At 47.5% G+C, this 19,659-nt stretch carries 12 protein-coding genes; 4 read left to right on the plus strand and 8 right to left on the minus strand.

Annotated elements, in window-relative coordinates; genetic code table 11:
- The first annotated feature begins 15 nt into the window (after positions 1–15).
- From G5B00_RS01270 to G5B00_RS01280, 3 genes are all read left to right on the plus strand, one after another.
- On the plus strand, positions 16–1,497 hold the full coding sequence (locus tag G5B00_RS01270; protein WP_205966242.1) for a glycoside hydrolase family 105 protein: 1,482 nt from the start codon (positions 16–18) through the stop codon (positions 1,495–1,497).
- 67 nt (positions 1,498–1,564) lie between these two features.
- Complete coding sequence (locus G5B00_RS01275) at positions 1,565–2,707, plus strand: Ig-like domain-containing protein (RefSeq protein ID WP_163871430.1); 1,143 nt, start codon at positions 1,565–1,567, stop codon at positions 2,705–2,707.
- Positions 2,708–2,755: 48 nt separating this feature from the next.
- Positions 2,756–3,862, plus strand: a complete 1,107-nt coding sequence (locus G5B00_RS01280) for a glycoside hydrolase family 105 protein (protein WP_163871431.1) — start codon at positions 2,756–2,758, stop codon at positions 3,860–3,862.
- Positions 3,863–3,968: 106 nt separating this feature from the next.
- Here the strand turns inward: G5B00_RS01280 and G5B00_RS01285 are convergent, their stop codons facing one another.
- From G5B00_RS01285 to G5B00_RS01320, 8 genes are all read right to left on the minus strand, one after another.
- A complete protein-coding gene (locus G5B00_RS01285) occupies positions 3,969–4,949 on the minus strand; it encodes a glycoside hydrolase family 43 protein (RefSeq protein ID WP_205966243.1) in 981 nt (326 codons plus the stop codon).
- A 29-nt stretch (positions 4,950–4,978) separates the two neighbouring features.
- Complete coding sequence (locus G5B00_RS01290) at positions 4,979–6,631, minus strand: family 43 glycosylhydrolase (protein WP_163871432.1); 1,653 nt, start codon at positions 6,629–6,631, stop codon at positions 4,979–4,981.
- A 120-nt stretch (positions 6,632–6,751) separates the two neighbouring features.
- Positions 6,752–7,762 carry a DUF4973 domain-containing protein gene (locus G5B00_RS01295; protein WP_163871433.1) on the minus strand — a complete coding sequence of 337 codons (1,011 nt, stop codon included), beginning with the start codon at positions 7,760–7,762 and terminating at the stop codon, positions 6,752–6,754.
- A gap of 21 nt (positions 7,763–7,783) precedes the next feature.
- Positions 7,784–9,874, minus strand: coding sequence for a RagB/SusD family nutrient uptake outer membrane protein (locus G5B00_RS01300; protein WP_163871434.1), 2,091 nt, complete (start codon positions 9,872–9,874; stop codon positions 7,784–7,786).
- A gap of 13 nt (positions 9,875–9,887) precedes the next feature.
- Entirely contained in the window at positions 9,888–13,013 is a 3,126-nt protein-coding gene (locus G5B00_RS01305) for a SusC/RagA family TonB-linked outer membrane protein (protein WP_163871435.1), read from the minus strand.
- Between the two features lie 25 nt (positions 13,014–13,038).
- On the minus strand, positions 13,039–14,433 hold the full coding sequence (locus G5B00_RS01310; RefSeq protein ID WP_163871436.1) for an IPT/TIG domain-containing protein: 1,395 nt from the start codon (positions 14,431–14,433) through the stop codon (positions 13,039–13,041).
- Between the two features lie 843 nt (positions 14,434–15,276).
- Positions 15,277–15,924 carry a hypothetical protein gene (locus G5B00_RS01315; RefSeq protein ID WP_163871437.1) on the minus strand — a complete coding sequence of 216 codons (648 nt, stop codon included), beginning with the start codon at positions 15,922–15,924 and terminating at the stop codon, positions 15,277–15,279.
- A gap of 80 nt (positions 15,925–16,004) precedes the next feature.
- Positions 16,005–16,322 (minus strand): hypothetical protein, encoded by a 318-nt coding sequence (locus tag G5B00_RS01320; protein ID WP_163871438.1) that lies wholly within the window; start codon positions 16,320–16,322, stop codon positions 16,005–16,007.
- A 96-nt stretch (positions 16,323–16,418) separates the two neighbouring features.
- Here G5B00_RS01320 and G5B00_RS01325 point away from each other — a divergent pair, with 96 nt between their 5' ends.
- Positions 16,419–19,649: a UvrD-helicase domain-containing protein gene (locus tag G5B00_RS01325; RefSeq protein WP_163871439.1), complete on the plus strand. Its 3,231-nt coding sequence runs from the start codon at positions 16,419–16,421 to the stop codon at positions 19,647–19,649.
- Positions 19,650–19,659: the final 10 nt, after the last annotated feature.

Raw genomic sequence — 19,659 nt, forward strand, 5'->3', positions numbered from 1 at the left:
TAACTATACATAATAATGAGAAAAAACCTAGTCAAAGCCTTTACATTGTTCCTCACGGCGGCTCTCCTATCCGTAGCCTGTAAAGGGACAGATGCGCCTGTGCCTGACACAAAAAAACCGGACGACAAAGAAGAGCCTAAGGAGGGAGAACCTGCCTTTGTCACTCCAATAAGCGATCTCAAAGCAGAGAAAACTGAAAAAGCCAACGAACTGCATATCACCTGGACGTTTCCCGCCAAAGTCGATCGGACAGAGATCACCTGTCTACAAGAGGGCGATAACGAATCCAATGCCATTAAAACGAACATCATGAGACCCTCGGACGACAAGGGATCTTTTCGTCTCCATGTACTTCAGCACGGGACATATACGATCTCGGCCGTAGCAATAGACGACAAGGGAAACCGCTCGGAAAAGGCAACGACTATCGCTATCCCTACGCATGAGAACGATGTGCTATTGGTTTTCCCGGAGGGTTCTGACCCGGTGACGGTCGGCACGCGACTTGGCCAACGATTCATACAGACGGTCAGTTCTTCTCCTCATAACACACGTGTCAATTACCCCTATGTATGTACCTACTTAGGTGCATTTTGGTTTGCACAAGCCGTTAACAATGATCAAATGTACAATGATTTGCGGACAAGGTATGACAATTCCTTTTTCTCCGCAAATGCCCCCACCCTCCCTACTCCCGACCACGTAGACAACAATATATTCGGATCCGTGCCGTTGGAGATTTATAAAAAAGTAAAGGACAGCAAATACCTTAATCTGGGAATGGACTATGCCGACAAGCAATGGGAGCTGCCCGCCAATCCTACACCGACGCAGCAAAACTATCACAACCAGGGCTACTCCTGGCAAACCCGTATCTGGATTGACGACATGTTCATGATCACCGCCATACAAGCGCAGGCATACCAAACTACGGGCGACCGAAAATACATAGACAGGGCTGCCAAAGAGATGGCGATGTATCTGGATGAGATCCAACGCCCCAACGGACTGTTTTACCATGCACCGGATGCACCTTTTTACTGGGGACGCGGCAATGGCTGGATGGCCGTGGGCATAGCGGAACTGTTGAGAATACTTCCTGAAGACAACCCCGACCGACCAAAAATAGAAAATGCCTACAAGCTGATGATGTCTACATTGCTGCAATACCAAGCAGAAGACGGTATGTGGCGGCAATTGATCGACAAGAGCGAACTATGGAAAGAAACATCCGGCACGGCCATGTTCACCTATGCAATGATCGTAGGTGTCAAAAAAGGCTGGCTCGACAAAGTAACATATGGCACGGCCGCCCGCAAAGCATGGCTTTCCCTCTTGACTTATATAAACAACGATGACAACATTACGGACGTCTGCGAAGGCACGAATAAAAACAGCAGTTATCAGTTCTATGTAGACCGTAAACGTAATGTCGGCGACCTGCACGGACAGGCACCCATGCTGTGGTGTGCCTATGCCCTAGCCGCGGATTTATAAACACATTTTTTTCAAGGCCGGAAATGAAACATATAGCATGACTAAAACTAACTAAATACCAAATAACATGAAAAAATTCACATTAGCCCTCTGTTGGATCACCGTTGTATTCGGGGCATCGTTATTGATAAACTGTAAAGACGAAAACGTCGAACCTACATCGATCCGTGTACAAAGTGTAAAGATAGCCGAATCACTGAAACAAGGAATAACCGTACAGGCCGGAAGCGACGCGATAAATATCGCGGACAAAGTCACTATCCTACCTGAAAATGCTGCAAACAAAAGGATGATATTTTCGTCAAGCAACAAAAAAATAGCCACAGTAGACGAAGAAGGTCTAGTGACTGCACATGATGCAGGCACAGCCATTATAACAGTGATCGTCGATGGACAAACAGATCAGTTCACGCTGACGGTAGACCCCAAACCTCCTGTCCTTACCAACGAGATCGCTATCAGCGATCCGGACGTGGAGCTGCAGGAAGGAGCTACCGTGGATATTGCCGTTCGGATAACGGTCCTACCGGCAGACGCTGCCAACAAGACTGTCTCGTTCAGTTCCGCTGACCCCAATGTCGCGACCGTAAACCAAAGCGGTACGATAACGGCCGTCAGCCAGGGAACGACAACGATCAGCATCACCTCCGTACAGGTACCCGAGGTGACTGCCACGATCAACGTGACCGTAACGGAAGCCGATCATATAGGAGACTACGACCGTACCGGATGGACCGTATCAGCTTCGCAAAATCCGCTCCCTAGTATTTCAGAAGGCAATCAACTTGAACATGCTATAGACGGGAATGAGAATAGTCGTCTGGCTTTAGTAAGACCAAGCAAATCCAGTTTCGGTGTTAGCGTTCCATCCAAGGAGAATGGAGGTTTTATCTCCTTCACGATAGATATGCAAAAACCGCGAAAAGTCAACTATTTCAGGATCAGACATGTGCCCGGTCTCACTCAACTCCGTTATTACATAATCGAAACCCTGTCAGGAAGCAATGATGGTGAAAACTGGACTACCATAGCTTCAGACATTGAAGTGACCGATGCACCGAACGAGTCAGTTGTCGAGTCTCCGAATATTGTGTTTCCATCTTCCAATTACAGGTATATCCGGTTCTGGTGCCAGAAAGACGAGTGCTGGAAATCCATGAGCCAAGGGGCTACGGCACAGCTTACGGAGATTTACCTGGGCAATCAATAGGCATACGTAAACAATAGCAAGCGAAACATCAAATAAAAACTCAATATAATGTCAAAAAGAGCAATCCTATTCGTATTAGCGCTAAGCTGTTTTCAGCTTAGCGTTGCACAGAAAAACCTATTAACGGACTTCCCTAAAGGTAAAACACCAGAAGAGATAGGCAGGCTTATCGCCTACCGCTTCGTGTATATGAACAATGCACTGCACGCCGGAAAATGGATCGGCTATCCCCAAACATTTTATTGGAAAAGCGGGCTTAATTTTGCGGAGTTGACCAAGGACGAGTTGCTTGCCGGATACCTAAAAAACCGTTTCGAACTGCTGTTCAACAAAGACAAGGCACTGTTGCCGATTCAGAATCATGTCGACCTGAATATGTTCGGCAGCCTCCCGCTTACACTCTACCGGATGACAGCTGACAAACGTTATTTCGAGCTGGGACTCCCCTACGCAGATACCCAATGGCAAGTTCCGGCAGATGCCAAGGCGGAGGAGAAAGTTTGGGCAGACAAGGGCTTTTCATGGCAGACACGTCTCTGGATAGACGACATGTACATGATCACGATCGTACAGAGCGAAGCGTACAAAGTGACAGGTGACCGCAGATACATCGACCGCGCGGCAAAAGAGATGGTGCTTTATTTGGACGAGCTGCAACGTCCGAACGGTCTTTTCTACCATGCGCCGGACGTACCTTTCTATTGGGGACGCGGCAATGGCTGGATGGCTGCGGGCGTGACCGAACTGCTCCGCTATCTACCAAAAGACAGCCCCTATCACCCACGTATCCTAGAAGGGTACCGCAAGATGATGGCAAGCCTGAAGCAATACCAACAACCAAATGGTATGTGGAACCAATTGATCGACGAAACTGATTGTTGGGCCGAGACATCGGGTTCCGCTATGTTTGCATACGCGTTTATCACCGGCGTCAAACAAGGATGGTTGAATGCAAATGAATATGCACCGGCTGCCCGCAAGGCTTGGTTGGCATTAGTAGATTATGTGGATGAAAAAGGGGGCGTATCAGAAGTCTGTATAGGTACGAACAAAAAGAACGACAAACAGTACTACTATGACCGTCCGCGCAGGAAAGGTGATTTTCATGGACAGTTCCCTTACCTGTGGTGCGTCAACGCTTTACTGGAAAAATAAGGAGGGTCTTTTCCAACCCTTCGTAAAACAAAACAGCATACAGCTATAAAGCTGTATGCTGTTTTGTTAGTTTAAATATGCTTACAGAGGAAACGCTAAATACCGATTACCTCACCACTACAGGACGAATAACATCGCCGACAATGCGAATAACTCCGTCCGCTGAAAGCTCCATGTCATTTATATAAGACGTGCGTGGCCCTACACTATTCTCACTTGCATGCGCATGGTAAATGTACTTGAAGCCACCGTCAGCTGTGACAAAAGGTGCGCCATGCCCTGTACCCAGCATTCCGAAAGCTGCAGGCATATCCCTGTGTAAAATGGGATTACCTTCGTACTTCTTCCAAGGCCCTTTGGGTGATGTGGCTGTTGCATACCCAACGGCGTAATCTTTACTTTCGAAATGGTTGGCAGAATATATCAGATAGTACATATCCCCACGCTTCAGCACAGATGGCCCTTCCACAACCGTTCCTTGCTTTCTTTCCCACCTGTCTTGGGCACGGATACATTCCGTTAAAGTCTCTAGTTTGATATCAGTTAGGTCCTCACCCATCTCTGCCACCCAGATCACATTACCACCTGTGAAACGTACAAAGTAAAGGTACGGAGTACCATCCTCAGCAATAAAGAGATTGGTATCAATAGCTTTTTCACTGACAATAGGTTTTTTCTCCTGCTGCACAAAAGGCCCTTCCGGTCGGTTCGATGAGGCTACACAAATATGCTCATCCACGGAATAGAACATGTAAAACCTATTTTTTGACTCCACATAATACACTTCTGGAGCCCAAAACCACCGGTCGCCCCAAGAATCGGATGGAGATAAAGCCAACTTCTCTCCACGTTTCCAATGTTTTAAATCCTTTGATATATAAACTTCAAACCCACTGACTCTGGTTCCATAGGCATAATATAAACCATCGTGATATAATACATAGGGATCCGCTATCGGTAGTCTATCTTCTATGATCTCGACTACCGACGACGTCTCCTCTTTTTGTTCGGGAAGCATCTTCGAATTACTACTATTTTGGCAGGACCAAAACAATGCAACCGCTAAAACAAAACATTTACTAAGCATGAAACTAGGTTTATTTATACATTATGTTTTTAAAACACTGGCATTTCTGTCAAAATTGCAGAAGGTGTTCCATTATCCACCTTAGGCCAACCGTCACTATCCCAATTTACTTTACCCAGCATCAAATTACGTGAGCCCACGGTATTGTTTACATTCTCATAGGCATGATATAACATCCAATCTACACCATTCTTATCAGTTATAATACGTGCATTATGTCCCGGGCCCACAAAGGTCTCGTTTCCTTGCAGTACTATAGGATTGTAAGTCGGTATACTGTTATACCGCACATTGAAATCTTTCATATCTACACCGTCACGATTAACATAGGGCCCTGCCAGATTTGTAGATCGCCCCACCACGACTCTATAGGTACTGTTAAGCGCATCACAGCATGTCCCTGCTGAAGCGAACAGGTAGTAGTAATTGCCCCGTTTGTGTACATACGCTCCTTCAAAAGAATCGCCCGCCACTTTGGTTTTCGCGTTCATATCCTTGATCTGCATACCGTCGGCCGTCAGCTCGGTCATGTACATACCGAAGAAGCTGCCCCAAAACAGATATCGTTTGCCGTTCTCCTCATAAAAGCAGGGGTCGATAGAGTTGTGCACCCCGATTTCGGAACTTACAAACAGTTTTCCGTTCGTATTGCCTGCCGGAGGTACAAAAGGTCCCTGGGGCTTGTTCGAAACCGCCACACCGATACCACAGGTCGCTCCGCCGCCCCAGGCCGACAAGGAGTAATACATCACATACCTACCGTCAAAGTGGTTGATATCCGGTGCCCACATACCTACGTCATTCTGGTTCGCATCAGCAGTAAAGACAGGTCTGGTCGTAAATACCTCGCTCGGCGGGCCGATACTTCTCCAGTTGATCAGATCAGATGACCTGTACCCTCTCACGCGACCCGATGTCACATAGGTGTAAAATTCATTACCAACATGGATTACCGTAGGATCCGCATAACTTCCGGCCATAACGGGATTTTTGATGGCTACGAAATCTCCTTGTTCAAGACGTACGGTATATGTCCTTGATGAACCGTCCTCGCCTTCGACGGTATATACAACGGGGTTGGAAAAATCCTGCCGCTGTACACCGCTCACCTGCCTCACGCCGTTGACCTTGACAGCAGACTGGGTCTCGGACAACGTGAATACAGGCTGCAAATCCGTAATATTGACATTCTTGGGAATGGCGATCGTATTGTAGATCTCGCCCGTTGCCTCGTCTATGGTCAGGCCAAACTGTTCCATAATAGGATCTGAAAAACCAAAAGAGCGGAACGTATTCGCCATACCTTCTTTTGTAATCCGGATGACGTACGAACGTACTTTCGAGCCGCCCACGTATAGGTCACAGATCAGATCATCAGTCAGATTGATCTGCCCTTTGCCGCTTTGCAGCTGCACATCGTTGATCTTGACCACGGCATCTGCACGATTGAGCTTAAACTGTGGCACCAGGCTGGCTAGATTGACATAGGTCGGGAATGTTTCCCGGTTGCTGACCGTGCTTTTCCTCGTATTGACGCTCAGATCGTGATTCGTTCCATTCTGATCCACGACAGAGAAGCTGGTCAGCTCTGCCGGCGCATCACTCAGCACTTTATCTTTACAAGCCCCCGTAGCGAAAGCCATCATCAGTAAAGCAAGAATATGGGTTAATAGTTTGTTCATGTTTGTATACTTTATAGTTGTGAGAGTGACGGCTGCTACATTGCTGATAGCACTATGAAAGTAAACTGTGTGTCATCACTTCCATAATCCGTAACTTCCGTCACGCTTTCGTTTTTGATTTTACCACTGTATCTGCTGGTCCTCGTCCGGGATCAACGTATTCAGATCGCGCTGCATGGACAACATGCCCCTGGTCTCGTACTTCAGCCGCAGACCCGGCACAGACGTATAATCCTCAAACTTGTAACCCAGCGAAAGCGTAATGTATATCCGCTTCAGATAAGGCTTGGTAATATCTGAATAATCTTCTTCCATGGTGTAATAAGGCTGTTCTGAACTGGCCTCAAACTTATTATTGTCCGCATTATCGCTCCATATTTCCAGTTTTTTCTTTTGACTGTCGATAGCCTCATCGGTAAACCTGACGAATACCTTATAGTTTTTACGATCCGGATAGTCCACATTCCGTGTCCCGGCATAGAAAAAGACTGTCTCATCGTCTACGACATATGCGCGGTGTGTCTCCACATTGAGTGCCGTACCCTCCGTATTGCCCTCCAGAATAATCTCAAACAGTGCACCATCATACCCCCCGGAGTAGTCATTGAACGGTGCGATGCGCAACATGGCCCTGCGGTAGTGCTTATGTGGATTGACCCGGTAATTGCCCGATGGATTATCCAATATCTGCAAAGGGAGTACCCATTTGTCCGACTCGTCGATATCTGCCAACGAAAATTCAATGGGAATATTTACCTGACTCTGTCCTGCAGGAATAGTAACCGTCTCCGGTATCGAGTAGTATTTGCTTTCCAGAACTTTATAATAAAGTTCCTGCTCTTCGCCAAACTGCTCCCGGTTCAGTATGTAGAGTGTATCCAGATCCAATCCGACGCGTACGGTACGGTCTTCGGTATTGGGCGTCGATCCGCTGATCAGCACAGGAAGGTTGAATGTCACCTTCCCGTCCGGTTTGTAGCGGACGTATGTCCAGCTGACTCCCTCCGTATTGGGCGGAGCCTTGAAAGATACCAGTTGCTCATATTGCTCATCCTCCCATTCGTTGTTGCAGGACGACAGGCCAAAAATGCCGATCGTCATTGCTAAAAACAGTATATATGTATATTTCATGATTTTTGAACTTAAAGTTTATTATTCGGGCATTGTCCATCCCGGGTTTTGTGTCAGTGCTTTATTGCTCCGCAGCTCGTCCCAATGGATCGGCCAAAACCATCTCTTCAGCGAGAAAACGGTCGGTAGGGATGGTACCACCACCGGTGTATGGAAATAATCCGGTTTATCCGAGGTCAGCAGCACGTTGCATCCGTATATCGGGGCCGCTTCTTCGTTGGGAGCATCTGTCCAGCGGCGCAGGTCGTAATGGCGGTGTCCTTCGGCAAAGAGCTCGATCTGGCGCTCACGTTTCAGACTGTTACGAAATTTATCCGGACTGCCATATACCTCCTGCGTATAGTCCGGCAGGCCTGCACGGATGCGGATCGGCTGTATCCCCTGCTTCATTTCGGATATGTCCCGCATAACCGTATGCGTCTTGCTACCGTCATACGAAGGGATACTGTGGCTACCGCTCAGCTCATTCAATGCCTCGGCATAGATCAGCAGCACCTCGGCGTACCGGATAGCCGGGTCTACCTTGGGCTCTATATTCGTCAGGTCGTAGCCGGTATTGGTAGATATCGTACGCGTATCGTTGGGATGTACGTACTTCTTGATACCGATCCCGGTACGTAGCCAATATGTCGTCCCTGTCCGGTACCCATTGACGTTATCAAAATAATAGAATACCTGTTTATTTTTGTTGGCGACATCTTCGGGCAGGGTACCATTGTCCAGGTGCCATACAGATCCATTATAGGCTACCGAAGCATAAAAACGGGGCTCACGGCGCACATATTGCTTGTGTACGCTTTCCCCTTTATATCCCAACTCGGGATAATCGCTTTCTTCATCTGCTGCTACCACACCGGACGGACGTGGTAAGGTATTGTAGCGTCCGGCATAGCCCGGCTGGCTTTGGTACATGCTGTTCATACCGGGTACATCACTCCCATCGTTCATATAATAGGCATCCACCTGTTTTTGGGTCATCCCATGCGAGTTGTACCCTCGTGCCTCTGACCGGGGCAACTGATGCAGTACCATGACACGGATATTTTCATCTCCTTGGTTTTGGCCACGGGTAAAGATCAGCTCCGGATTCTGAAAGGCCGGTACATCCCCGTTGAACAGTGCCCGGTAAGACTCATAAGGATCAATATCCCGCCAACCTAACGGCCAGTTGCTGCTGGAAAATTCCGCATTGTACGGCGGGGTCACTGTGGCTGGATACCCCGGACTGGCGGCGGTCTCCCTGCGATACGCTACATATAGCTGATAGCGTCCCAAGTCGATCACGTCCTTGGCCGCTGCCGCCGCTTTGGCCCACTTGGCTTCGTCATACGTATCCGACAGAAGACGCCTTCCTTTGTTATCGACAAGCGCTGCGGCGACATCCGCAGGTGCTTTGCCATTGAACAACGGGCTGGCTGCAAACAGCAGTACCCTGGCACGGAGGCCCAGTGCTGCACCACGGGTAGGACGGGCCAGATGCGAATTGCCCCGGAATGACGGGAGCGCCTGTGCTGCATCGGCCAGCTCCGCGGCCAGGTAATCCGTGCACTCGTCGTAGCTGTTGCGCGGCAGTGCCAGATCATCATAACTCTGTGTATAGTCCAGACCTTCGTCCGGCAGGATAGGCACCGGACCGAAGTTGCGCATCAGCACCCAATAAAAATAAGCTCGCAAAAACCTGGCCTGCGCCTTCATATCCTCTTTTTCATAATCCGAAATCTCTTCATTCATGTAGATATTGTTCAGAAAGATGGAGGCCTGTCTTATACCTTCGTACGCGGTCTTCCATATACCTAAGCTTTCACCGCTCAGGCCGCTTTCCGTATATTGCCCTCTTTTCCAACGGGCATATTCCTCGTTCTCATCGCCATAGTACATATCGTCGGCAAAGTTGAACATGACAGACTTCTTGCTACTGACATCCTGCATCGCATTGGTGCCCAGATAATAGTAGGCACGTGCCAGCCAGCGCTCGGTATAGTCCCTGCTGGTGAATACATTTTCGAGTGTCATCTGTTCGTCGAACAGGTAATCCGAGTCCAGGTATTTTTTGCATCCGCCGATGACCGTCATCAATCCGATCGCGGACAAGATTATAGCTATTCTTTTCATATTTCGTAATTCCTTATAGATTAACAGATAGGCCCAATGATAACGTCTTGCTCAGCCCGTACTCTTTTCCATCCGGATTGCCCATCTCCGGATCCCAAAGCTTGAACTTGGAGAACGTAAGCAGGTTGGTTCCCACAAAAAACAGACGTACATTGTTCAACCGTGCTCTGTTGACCAGATGCTTGGGCAGCGAGTACCCGATATCCAGGTTTTTAAGCCGCATGTAGGCTCCATTCCGGAGCCAATATGTCGAAGCTCGGTTGTTGTTCGAATTGTTGCCGTATGTAAGACGGGGATATTCGGCATTCGGGTCCTCGTTGACACCCAGTATCCATCGGTTGCTGTTGGCCAGGTCCATCAGCACATTGCCCCAGCCATCGCCGCCCTGAAACATGTAGACCGTGGAACCGTTGATAAAGTAGGTCGATTTGCCCGCTCCCTGAAACAGTACATTGACATCGATACCTTTCCACTTTGCTGACAGGCCGAAACCGTAGATGAGGTTAGGCCGTCTAGTAGCGCCGATAGCGACCCTGTCCGCGTCGTTCACGACGCCGTCACCGTTGACATCCTTGTACTTGATGTCTCCCGGCATCACCTCTCCGTATGTCTGTGTAGGGCTGTTGCGGATATCGTCATAATCCTTGAAGAGGCCTAAGGCCACAAGTCCCCTTGCCTGATCGACCCGATGCCCCTCCTCCAGACTGTAAGCATAAATCGTATTCTGCTCGTCCCGTTCTAATATTTCGTTTTTACTGTATGTGATATTTCCGCGAAAGGTCAGATCTACCGCATTGAACTTTTGCTTAATGTTCAGGTTTCCGTCAAATCCTCTCGATTTCACGACACCCACATTGGCCTTAGGCCAACGATAGTACACATCTTTATTGTTTTCCCTGACTTTTTCACTGCCCAGTCCCACATACGTAGGCAGGTAATCACGCCTCATATAGATACCGTCCCGACGCTCGTGGAAGAGATCCAATACACCCGATATCTTATCGTTCAAGAAAGAAAAATCAAATCCAAGATCTTTTTTGGTAGCGACTTCCCAGGAAACATCGGGCGATGATATCTGCTTGTACCGCATACCCGCCCAAGAGTTGGACGATTGATAATCCCCAAACTGATATCCTCCACCGGTCATTTGGTCAATCGAGTACAGGTAGGGAAAACGTTCGTCGCCCAAACGGTCATTTCCGGTCTTACCGTGCGAATAGCGTATCTTGAACATATCGACCCAAGTAGCATCTTTCAGAAAAGACTCTTCCGCTACGTTCCATGCCGCCGAAAAGGCCGGAAAGAAGCCAAAGCGGTGGTCTTTGTGAAAATTTTCAGATCCGGTATAGCCAAAGTTGAAATCCGCGAAATAACGGCTGCCAAAATTGTAGCTCACTCGTCCGGAAAATCCCTGTATACGCTTGGCAATACCGTTTTTGAGTTCTGTGCCGAGTCCCTGCGTGAATACCTCGGACGATTGCATATATTTGGCCACCGCGCCGAAATGATGCCGCCCCAAATTGCTGTTGTACAACAGGTCCCACTCAAAGAAGTCTCTCCGTGTACCCTCAGAACTAGAAGCCTGTATCATTTTCATTTCTTCGGCTGTACGCGAGAAGACGAGTTCTCCCTGGTTACGGAACCGCTCGATACGCCAGGTTTCCGGCCGCTTGATACGGTATATGGAGTTCCAGTTTTTGGTATCATAGCCAAAGCGGCCGACGAAGCGCAGCCCGGAGGTAATAAAATCCAACTTCTGCTCCAGATTCAACGTGGTCTGTATATTATTGTCCCAGTTTTCGCGGTACCCGGTCATCGTACCCTGCACCCAGGGATTGAGGTTGTCGTCATTTCCGGTCCAGGACGGTATACGTCCATCCGAATAGGTCAACGGCATCATCACCGGGTTATAGCCCATGAGCGAAGTCCAGATGGCTTTGGTCCCCACCCCGGGGTCATTCTCTTTACGCAGCGAACCGGATACGCCCGCCCGCAAGAGGGTCGTCTTCGTAATGTCCATATCCACATTCATCCGATAGGTATATCGCTTGTAGTTGGAATTGGTATTGTAATCCTGCATCGCCTGATCCACCTTGTACATACCCTGTTGGTCGTGATAGGATCCTCCTACGTAATAGCGTGCTGTCCTGCCGCCACCGCTCAGGCTCAGCTGGCTACGGTTACTGTAGGTGGCATCCCGTAGCAATATGTCCATCCAGTCCACATTAGGCAGCAGGTCCGGATCCAGTCCCAGACGCAGGATCTCCAATTCAGCCTGCGAGTATAAGGGTTCCTGATTGCGGGTAGTCTTGGCTTCATTGGCCATGCTGGCATAGGTATAGCCATCCGCAAATTTCGGCAGCTGGGTAAAAGAGCTACGAAAGCCCTCTACCTTGGCATTGATATTGATCTTCCCTTCTTTTCCCCGCTTGGTATTGATCAGTACCACGCCGTTGGCTCCGCGGCTACCATAGATGGCCGTAGCAGATGCATCTTTGAGAAGGGTAAAGGATTCCACATCCTCGACGTTGATCTCGTTCATATCCCGCTCAAAACCATCCACCAAGATCAGTGCCGAGTTGCTCGCTCCAAACGTAGATATACCGCGTATCCAGAACTCGGACACCTCTCCCGGACGGCCGGATGACTGCATCGCCAGGATACCCGGTACCTGCCCGGCCAGTGCATCGGCCATGGAGCTGGAGGGATTGGATTTCAGCCGCTCTACGTCGACCGTCGTGATCGCACCGGTCACCGCTATCCGCCGCTGATTGCCCGTAGCCGTCACGACGACCTGATCGATCACAGAAGCGCCCGACTCCTGCATCTTCACATTGATCTCCATTTGCGTATTGAACAGTATCTCTTGTTTGTCATACCCTACAAAGCTGAAAACAAGTGTCTGAAAACGCTGTACTTTGATACTGTACTTTCCGGCATTGTCTGTCCTCGCCCCCAATCCGGGCACATTGAGGATAGACACGCTCACCCCCGGAAGGGGCTCATCGTTCACATCCGTAACAATACCGGAAATGGTCACTTCCTCTTGTACGACCTGTTGCACAGTCTCCTGTGCACGAGCATACGGACAGCTCACAGCCGACAGGGCAAGCCCTATAAATACTACAAGTTTATTCATTATTTTTGTCGTTAAATTGGTTCTTCTATTCTTCCTCTCTTGCAATTTTGCGGATGATCCAGTTGTTCTTATCACCTATATAAAAACATTTCCGGGCCTCATCATAGGCAATGGCTTTCGGCCCGTTGAAACGTGCCTCCAGGCGCAGGTCGCCGTTGGCGTAACCTTCCGCCCCATTGTTGCCACGTCCGGCAAAGGTGCTTACCCGCCCAAGTGAAGTAAGTTTGCGGATGCAGTGATTGTACTGATCACAGAAATAATAATCGTACTGCTCGCCGCCCAGACTTTCATAATCGGGATTCTTGACAAATACGCCCTGCGCGGGATTTCGCAACCGGGCATTGGTACCTACACCGTCTACATAACCATCACTTTGGGCCGAGCCTGCCACAGGGTACGGTCTCTTGAAAGTCTTCGCAATCGGATCATAATCGCTGCGCAGGATATAATGGTGTTCATAATTGGTAAAATAGGCATATTCTCCCGAAGGGTGGATGACAATGAAAACTGCCGTTGACGGGAAAGGGTTGGCAAAGGCCAGTTTACTTTCACCGGTTGCGAAATCATAACGCCATATTTCTCCCGCACGAAAGATAGAATAGTACATCTCACCGTTCACGGGATGTACCGCCGCACCGTTGACCCCTCTTGCCACCCTGTCAACGACCTGGCTTGATGTAAAATTGGACGAACGCGAAAATACATAAAACGCATTTTTCGTGTCAGAGGCATGGTTTTCCGCGGTCACCAGATCCTGGTCACCGTCAAGTCTCCAGGTCATGACAGATTTGCGACCTACGCCCTGTGTCTTGAAATAATATGCATACTTTTCCTCCAGATCGATCTTACGCGCAGAATTGCTTTCAGCCGCCACATAGAGGTGATTGGGATTCTTCGGATCCAGGGTAAACCAGGTCATTTCCTTGAACGCACCGCAGTCACCAAATGGCCCTTCTTTCTCCTCAAACTGGCTGCCAATCTCGTAGTAGGTACCCACCAGATCCGAAACAAGCCATTTCTTCTCGTAGACAAACACCGCCGGTGCTTCCCCGTGCGCAAGTTCCTCTTCGCCGCTCTCGTCCATCACATACACCTGTACATCCCCGTCGAAAGCCCCGGACGGGACAATGCAATACAAGGCATTACCTTGGACACTGACAACTTTAGCTGTTTTGCCTCCGATAACGACTTTGACCTGAGACGGATCGTTGCCGAAATTGTCCCCATAGATCACCAGATTGCTCCCCGCTCCACCTTCTTTCGGAAGAAAGTCCGTGACCAGCAACGGCTTTGAAGGATCATAAGCTACTGCCTGCTCTTCGCTGCCGACGTCCTTGCATTGCACACAGCAGAGCACAATCAATGCAACCCATATCCCTTGGATCGGCCAACATCTCCTATTGGTTTTATTTACTTCCATAAACGTTTTATATTGGTTAAATTTTCTCTTTGTCTGTTGTATTCATGACTTCCCTTACAATTGATACAGCCAGAGCGTACGCAGGCCTTATACGACAGCTTCACGATCAAAACAAACAATTCATATGCGCGATATAATCATATCGTCTATGCCCCTCAGCACTACGGGTAATCAGTTCAAAAAAACGCTCTAATCCAATGTTTATCTTAACAAAAGCAAGTGAGATGTTTTAGATTTACCTAGTTAGCCGGCCTCATTTAATCATCACTATCTGCGATCTCTAATTGTTAATACAATTTTAGACAAAGACTATGTAAATAATCAGTTAAATTGTCTCATTTTTTTGCATTATTGTATCATCCGATTGCTACTGGGGCATAGCTATAAACAAATAGATATTTTTAATTAATAGAAATTCTATAATATTTATATTATATACAACAAAATGCTTTATCTAAAAAAGCAAGCACATCTGCACACCTGCTTACCAATAGGCAGGCGTGCAGTATCTAGCGTAGTAAAAATGAGGAAAGTGCTAACTAAATCCTCTATTGTCATGCTGACGATAGGAATTGCAAAGCAATCATTCATGCCATTGAACCGAGCATAGCGAACTCATTGATGCCATGAGGAACAGACAAAGATCAATAAAGCTAACACAAATGAATAACCATCTGTTTATGTATGCTTATTAGATTATCTTCGATGAGCCCTTCGGGGTTCCTCCTATTCCTGAACGTATTCGGGACAGGCTGTCGGAATGACAAACTATCTCTATCAGGGTTGCGTACGGGGCTGTGGGGCTGATAAAAAAAACGCACATAATGCACAACGGGTAGTATACTATTCATATCTTATGATAGTCTTTCCATAAATAGATCCAATATTACCAGTGATTTCCACAGGCCAGCCCGTATCATTGAAACGATATGTATAAGTATCCATTCCGTTGTTATCTTCTATGAAGATAGTTTTTGGTTCGGGCAAAAGATCTGTATAATATAAAGATATACTGTGTCCGTTTCTGACAATACCTGGCAAGTCTGCATCTGTCCCCATATTTGCTAAATCGACATCGATCTCTGTCCTCACAGTAGCAACACTGTGCTCTGGGACTACGGTAGATAGATCAAATGGATGAAAGCCCAATTGTTCGTACACTTTTGACAAGTAGTTCGGGTTTGATATATACGTGTACAAAACATCCAGATTATATCTATTGCCAGATGGAGTAGGATCGATTGGCAATGGACCTATCAAATATCCGCTCAATCGTGAAGCCGCCACATCATTGCCTTCGTATCTGTAGTGTATTTCTTCTTCCAGTCCGATACTACCAACTTGGCCCCACATGGATCTCATTATCCTCCGATACTTTATTTTAAAGGGTTTCCGATGTGTTCCCTCATAACTATAGCTGGCCAACAATACACCTCCCATCATACTTTCATTCTCGTTACCTGTTCCGATCGTTTCTTCAACCGGAAACAAATAACGGCTTTTCTGATACAGACTATCCAGATATACTTCCTTAAGCCTTCCCTGACTATCCCAATAGTAGCTAAGTCGCTCTATGTATTCATTTCAAGGCGCTCACCCTTGTATTCTGTAGCGAGACGCGAATAGGCAACTTTTCCATTCGCCCCATAATAAAATACTTTATCGCCAATCTTTTGTATCCTGTCCTGTGCGTCATATTTAAAGGCAACTTTTGTAATTTGATTAATGATAGGACGCGGGAAGGGACTTTGTCCCTCTTGGATGACCACACGAGAGGTATTGGTCAAGCCGCTTTCAATGGAAATAATTTTACTTTCCCAAAAACTGTGATCATCTTTTTGGCAGGAAATGATCCCCAAAAAAAGAATACTATATATTAACCTTCTCATATTTTAATTGGTTATTAAATTGCAATAAAACAAAAATAAGGTTTTTCCCAGATAAAAAACCTTGCCATTTTACTTTTTACTTTTTACATTCATACCATGACTTCTATAGCCCCTCTCAAATTGCTGAAAGCCTCTGCAGGTTCGGGAAAGACGTTCAATCTGGCTGCCCATTACCTGACCCTACTTTTCGCACACGAATACAAATACCGGGAAATACTCGCTGTCACCTTTACGAACAAGGCTACAGAGGAGATGAAAACCCGTATATTGGAAGTCTTGAAAGGGCTGGCACAAAACGATCCTGCAACATGGATCGATGATTACCGAAAGATCATCAGCCGTGCCTACCCCACCCTGTCCCCTTGGGAGCTACAGGAACGGGCCGACAGCATCTATCGGCGCATACTACACGATTACAGCCGTTTTTCGGTCAGCACCATAGATGGATTTGTTCAAAAGGTCATTCGCAGTTTTGCTTTTGAGTTGGGGCTGGACAGCAACTATACCTTGGAAATGAACATCGACAAGGTCAAGGAAAGTCTTGTCGAACGATTGGACAAAGACCTGGACAGGAAGCCCGAACTCGTCGACTGGATCATACAGCTAGCCAAAGAACGCATAGAAGATGACCGCAGTTGGAACTACAAAGGCGAACTGCTTGGCCTGGCCAGTGAAATATTCAAAGAACGCTTTGCCGACTTTGAAAAAGCGCTCTTAAAAATCGGACACGAAAATCTGGATAAGACTTTTGCGGACTATGCAAAAGATACACGCGCTTATATCCGCCAGGTCGAGGAGACTATCGTACAAAAAGCCGGTGCAGTGCATCAGGCCTTTTTGAAAAGTAACCTGACTCCCGACGATCTCAAGCAAAAATCCAGAAACCCGCTCCTCACCAAACTACCCAAGATCGTAAACAAGGAATTCCACGAAATTTCGGCCTTGGCAAAATTGATAGATCAACCTGCAAACTGGTTTCAGCCAAAGACAGATGAATCACCTTACTATACGATCAATCCATTGCTCAAAGAGTTGTACCACTACTATACCGCGCAACAGGCAGATTATATTCTCGCACAACAGTTCCAGAAAAATGTCTATTACCTGCGGCTCATGCAAGAAATGGCCGCACTGCTAAAAACTTACCGGGACGAGACCGGGAGTCTATTGATCAGTGATGCACAGAGCCTGCTTTCGGGTATTACCCAAGATGCAGGGGACAATCCGGCCTTTATCTGGGAAAAAATCGGCAACACATACAGGAATTTTCTTTTTGACGAATTCCAGGATACCTCTGTTGCACAATGGGACAGCTTTAAATCCTTGGTACAAAATGCCCTCGCCTCACCAAGCCTACATACCATAGATCATCTGATCGTAGGCGACACCAAGCAATCCATCTATCGATGGAGAAACGGAGATTGGCGCATCCTGGAGAGTAAAGTCAAAGCACACTTGGGCGATTTCAACGTCGTAGACGACAATCTGGAAGAGAATTACCGAAGCAGCACCGAGATTATTGCTTTCAACAACAGGATATATGCACTCTTGCCAACGATGATCCAGCATAAGCTCAACAGCAACATCGAAACAACCGAAAGCCCCGAACTGCTGGCATGGTGGAGAGCGAGCAACTATGACAACATCATAGCCGATATCTATAAAAACACGGCACAGCACACCCATGCCCACACGATAGAAGGCGGCATCGTCAAGCTGGTCAAGATAACCAAACCGGAAGACGAAGACCGGATATTCAGTGATACTCTTTTTCAAGAATTGGCTATGGCCGATACCATTCGTGAGATACAGCGCATTACCTCCGAGTTATCATACGCTTACGGCGATATCGGTATATTGGTACGCCGCAATACCGAAGCTTCCATGCTTGTACAGGCACTGATGGAAGCCCAGATTCCTGTCGTATCGGGAGATGCTCTGATGCTGGCAGGCAACAGTGCCATACAGTTGCTTATCCACACCTTGTACACATTGGTTGGCTATGAGCAAAACATATCCCTGCACAAAGCTGAATGTCTGGCTCTTTACGCCCGGATCCAAGAAATAGACCTTGCTCCCGAAGCATTCCTTGACCTACAGAGCAAGACCTTAAAGCAACTTGGCGACTATCTCCCCAAAGCGCTTTGCGAACAAGCTCCGCAATGGATACAACTACCTCTTCCCGAATTGGTCGAACGGCTTATCAAGGCTTATGGACTTGATCTCCACAGGGCCAGCTTCGCCTATCTTCTGGCTTTTAGGGATGTGGTCAATACCGCAATACGACAAGGTGAAAAAGGTATCCGAAGCTTTCTGAATTGGTGGGAAAGCGACGGTGTCCGCAAGACATTGCCCTCGCCCGAAGGTATCGACGCCGTACAGGTCATGACCATCCACAAATCAAAAGGACTTGCTTTCCGGGCCGTGTTCATTCCATTCTGCAATTTGAGCCTCGAAGGAAGGAGCAATACTATTTTTTGGGTTCCTGCCCAAGGTACGGCCTATGAGCAACTGGGTTCTATACCGCTGAAATACAACAAAGATCTGGCAACTTCCACGGTAGCAAGTTACTATTTCGAAGAAAGCCTATTCAATCATATCGATGCACTGAATATGCTCTATGTCGCAACGACCAGGGCCAAAGATTATCTATATCTTGCCGTCAAAGACAGAAAATCGACCGACAATCTGACCAATACAGGTGATCTCCTGCTTAAGATCCACGAAGAGCAATGGGATGAAAATGAGCAGATCGCCATCGAGAAACCCATCGCCCGATCTAGCACAAAAAAAGAGATAACCCCATTGGTACTCGAGCAGTATCCCACCACCGATCGGATGTCAAAAATATTTGAACCTTTGGAAGAGCGAAACATTGTACACCTGCTACATATCCACGAGGCAGGGCGTACAGGGACGATCCTACACCAAATCCTTGCTGCTGTCATCCGCACCGACGAACTGGAAGCATGTGTTGATGCCTTGATCGTGCAAGGTATCCTGTCCGAAGAAGAAAAACAGACCTTTATCACATCAGCGACCGAAGTCCTGGAACATCCTGAACTGAGCGCTTTGCTTCGACAAGCCAAAAGCAGATTGGCCGAACGGGCGATCGTCACGCAGAACGGACATCTTCAACGTCCCGACCAAATACTTTTTTTAGAGGACAAGATTGTCGTCATTGACTATAAATTTACCTTTCAGGAAGAGCTTCAGCACGAGGAGCAAGTGCGAAAATATGTCAATCTATTGAAAGACATGGACTATAAAAATGTAGAAGGGTATCTATTCTACGCCGCGAACAAAAAATTGAAAGCCATCTTTTAATACTTTACCA

Source organism: Parapedobacter sp. SGR-10, from assembly GCF_011030405.1.
GTDB lineage: Bacteria > Bacteroidota > Bacteroidia > Sphingobacteriales > Sphingobacteriaceae > Sphingobacterium.

What these genes read in the sequence shown, in the direction of transcription:
- G5B00_RS01295 (WP_163871433.1), bottom strand. Translation starts at nt 7,762, where the DNA reads ATGAAATATACATATATACTGTTTTTAGCAATGACGATCGGCATTTTT.
- G5B00_RS01320 (WP_163871438.1), bottom strand. Translation starts at nt 16,322, where the DNA reads ATGAGAAGGTTAATATATAGTATTCTTTTTTTGGGGATCATTTCCTGC.
- G5B00_RS01305 (WP_163871435.1), bottom strand. Translation starts at nt 13,013, where the DNA reads ATGAATAAACTTGTAGTATTTATAGGGCTTGCCCTGTCGGCTGTGAGC.
- G5B00_RS01270 (WP_205966242.1), top strand. Translation starts at nt 16, where the DNA reads ATGAGAAAAAACCTAGTCAAAGCCTTTACATTGTTCCTCACGGCGGCT.
- G5B00_RS01280 (WP_163871431.1), top strand. Translation starts at nt 2,756, where the DNA reads ATGTCAAAAAGAGCAATCCTATTCGTATTAGCGCTAAGCTGTTTTCAG.
- G5B00_RS01310 (WP_163871436.1), bottom strand. Translation starts at nt 14,433, where the DNA reads ATGGAAGTAAATAAAACCAATAGGAGATGTTGGCCGATCCAAGGGATA.
- G5B00_RS01285 (WP_205966243.1), bottom strand. Translation starts at nt 4,949, where the DNA reads ATGCTTAGTAAATGTTTTGTTTTAGCGGTTGCATTGTTTTGGTCCTGC.
- G5B00_RS01300 (WP_163871434.1), bottom strand. Translation starts at nt 9,874, where the DNA reads ATGAAAAGAATAGCTATAATCTTGTCCGCGATCGGATTGATGACGGTC.
- G5B00_RS01290 (WP_163871432.1), bottom strand. Translation starts at nt 6,631, where the DNA reads ATGAACAAACTATTAACCCATATTCTTGCTTTACTGATGATGGCTTTC.
- G5B00_RS01325 (WP_163871439.1), top strand. Translation starts at nt 16,419, where the DNA reads ATGACTTCTATAGCCCCTCTCAAATTGCTGAAAGCCTCTGCAGGTTCG.
- G5B00_RS01275 (WP_163871430.1), top strand. Translation starts at nt 1,565, where the DNA reads ATGAAAAAATTCACATTAGCCCTCTGTTGGATCACCGTTGTATTCGGG.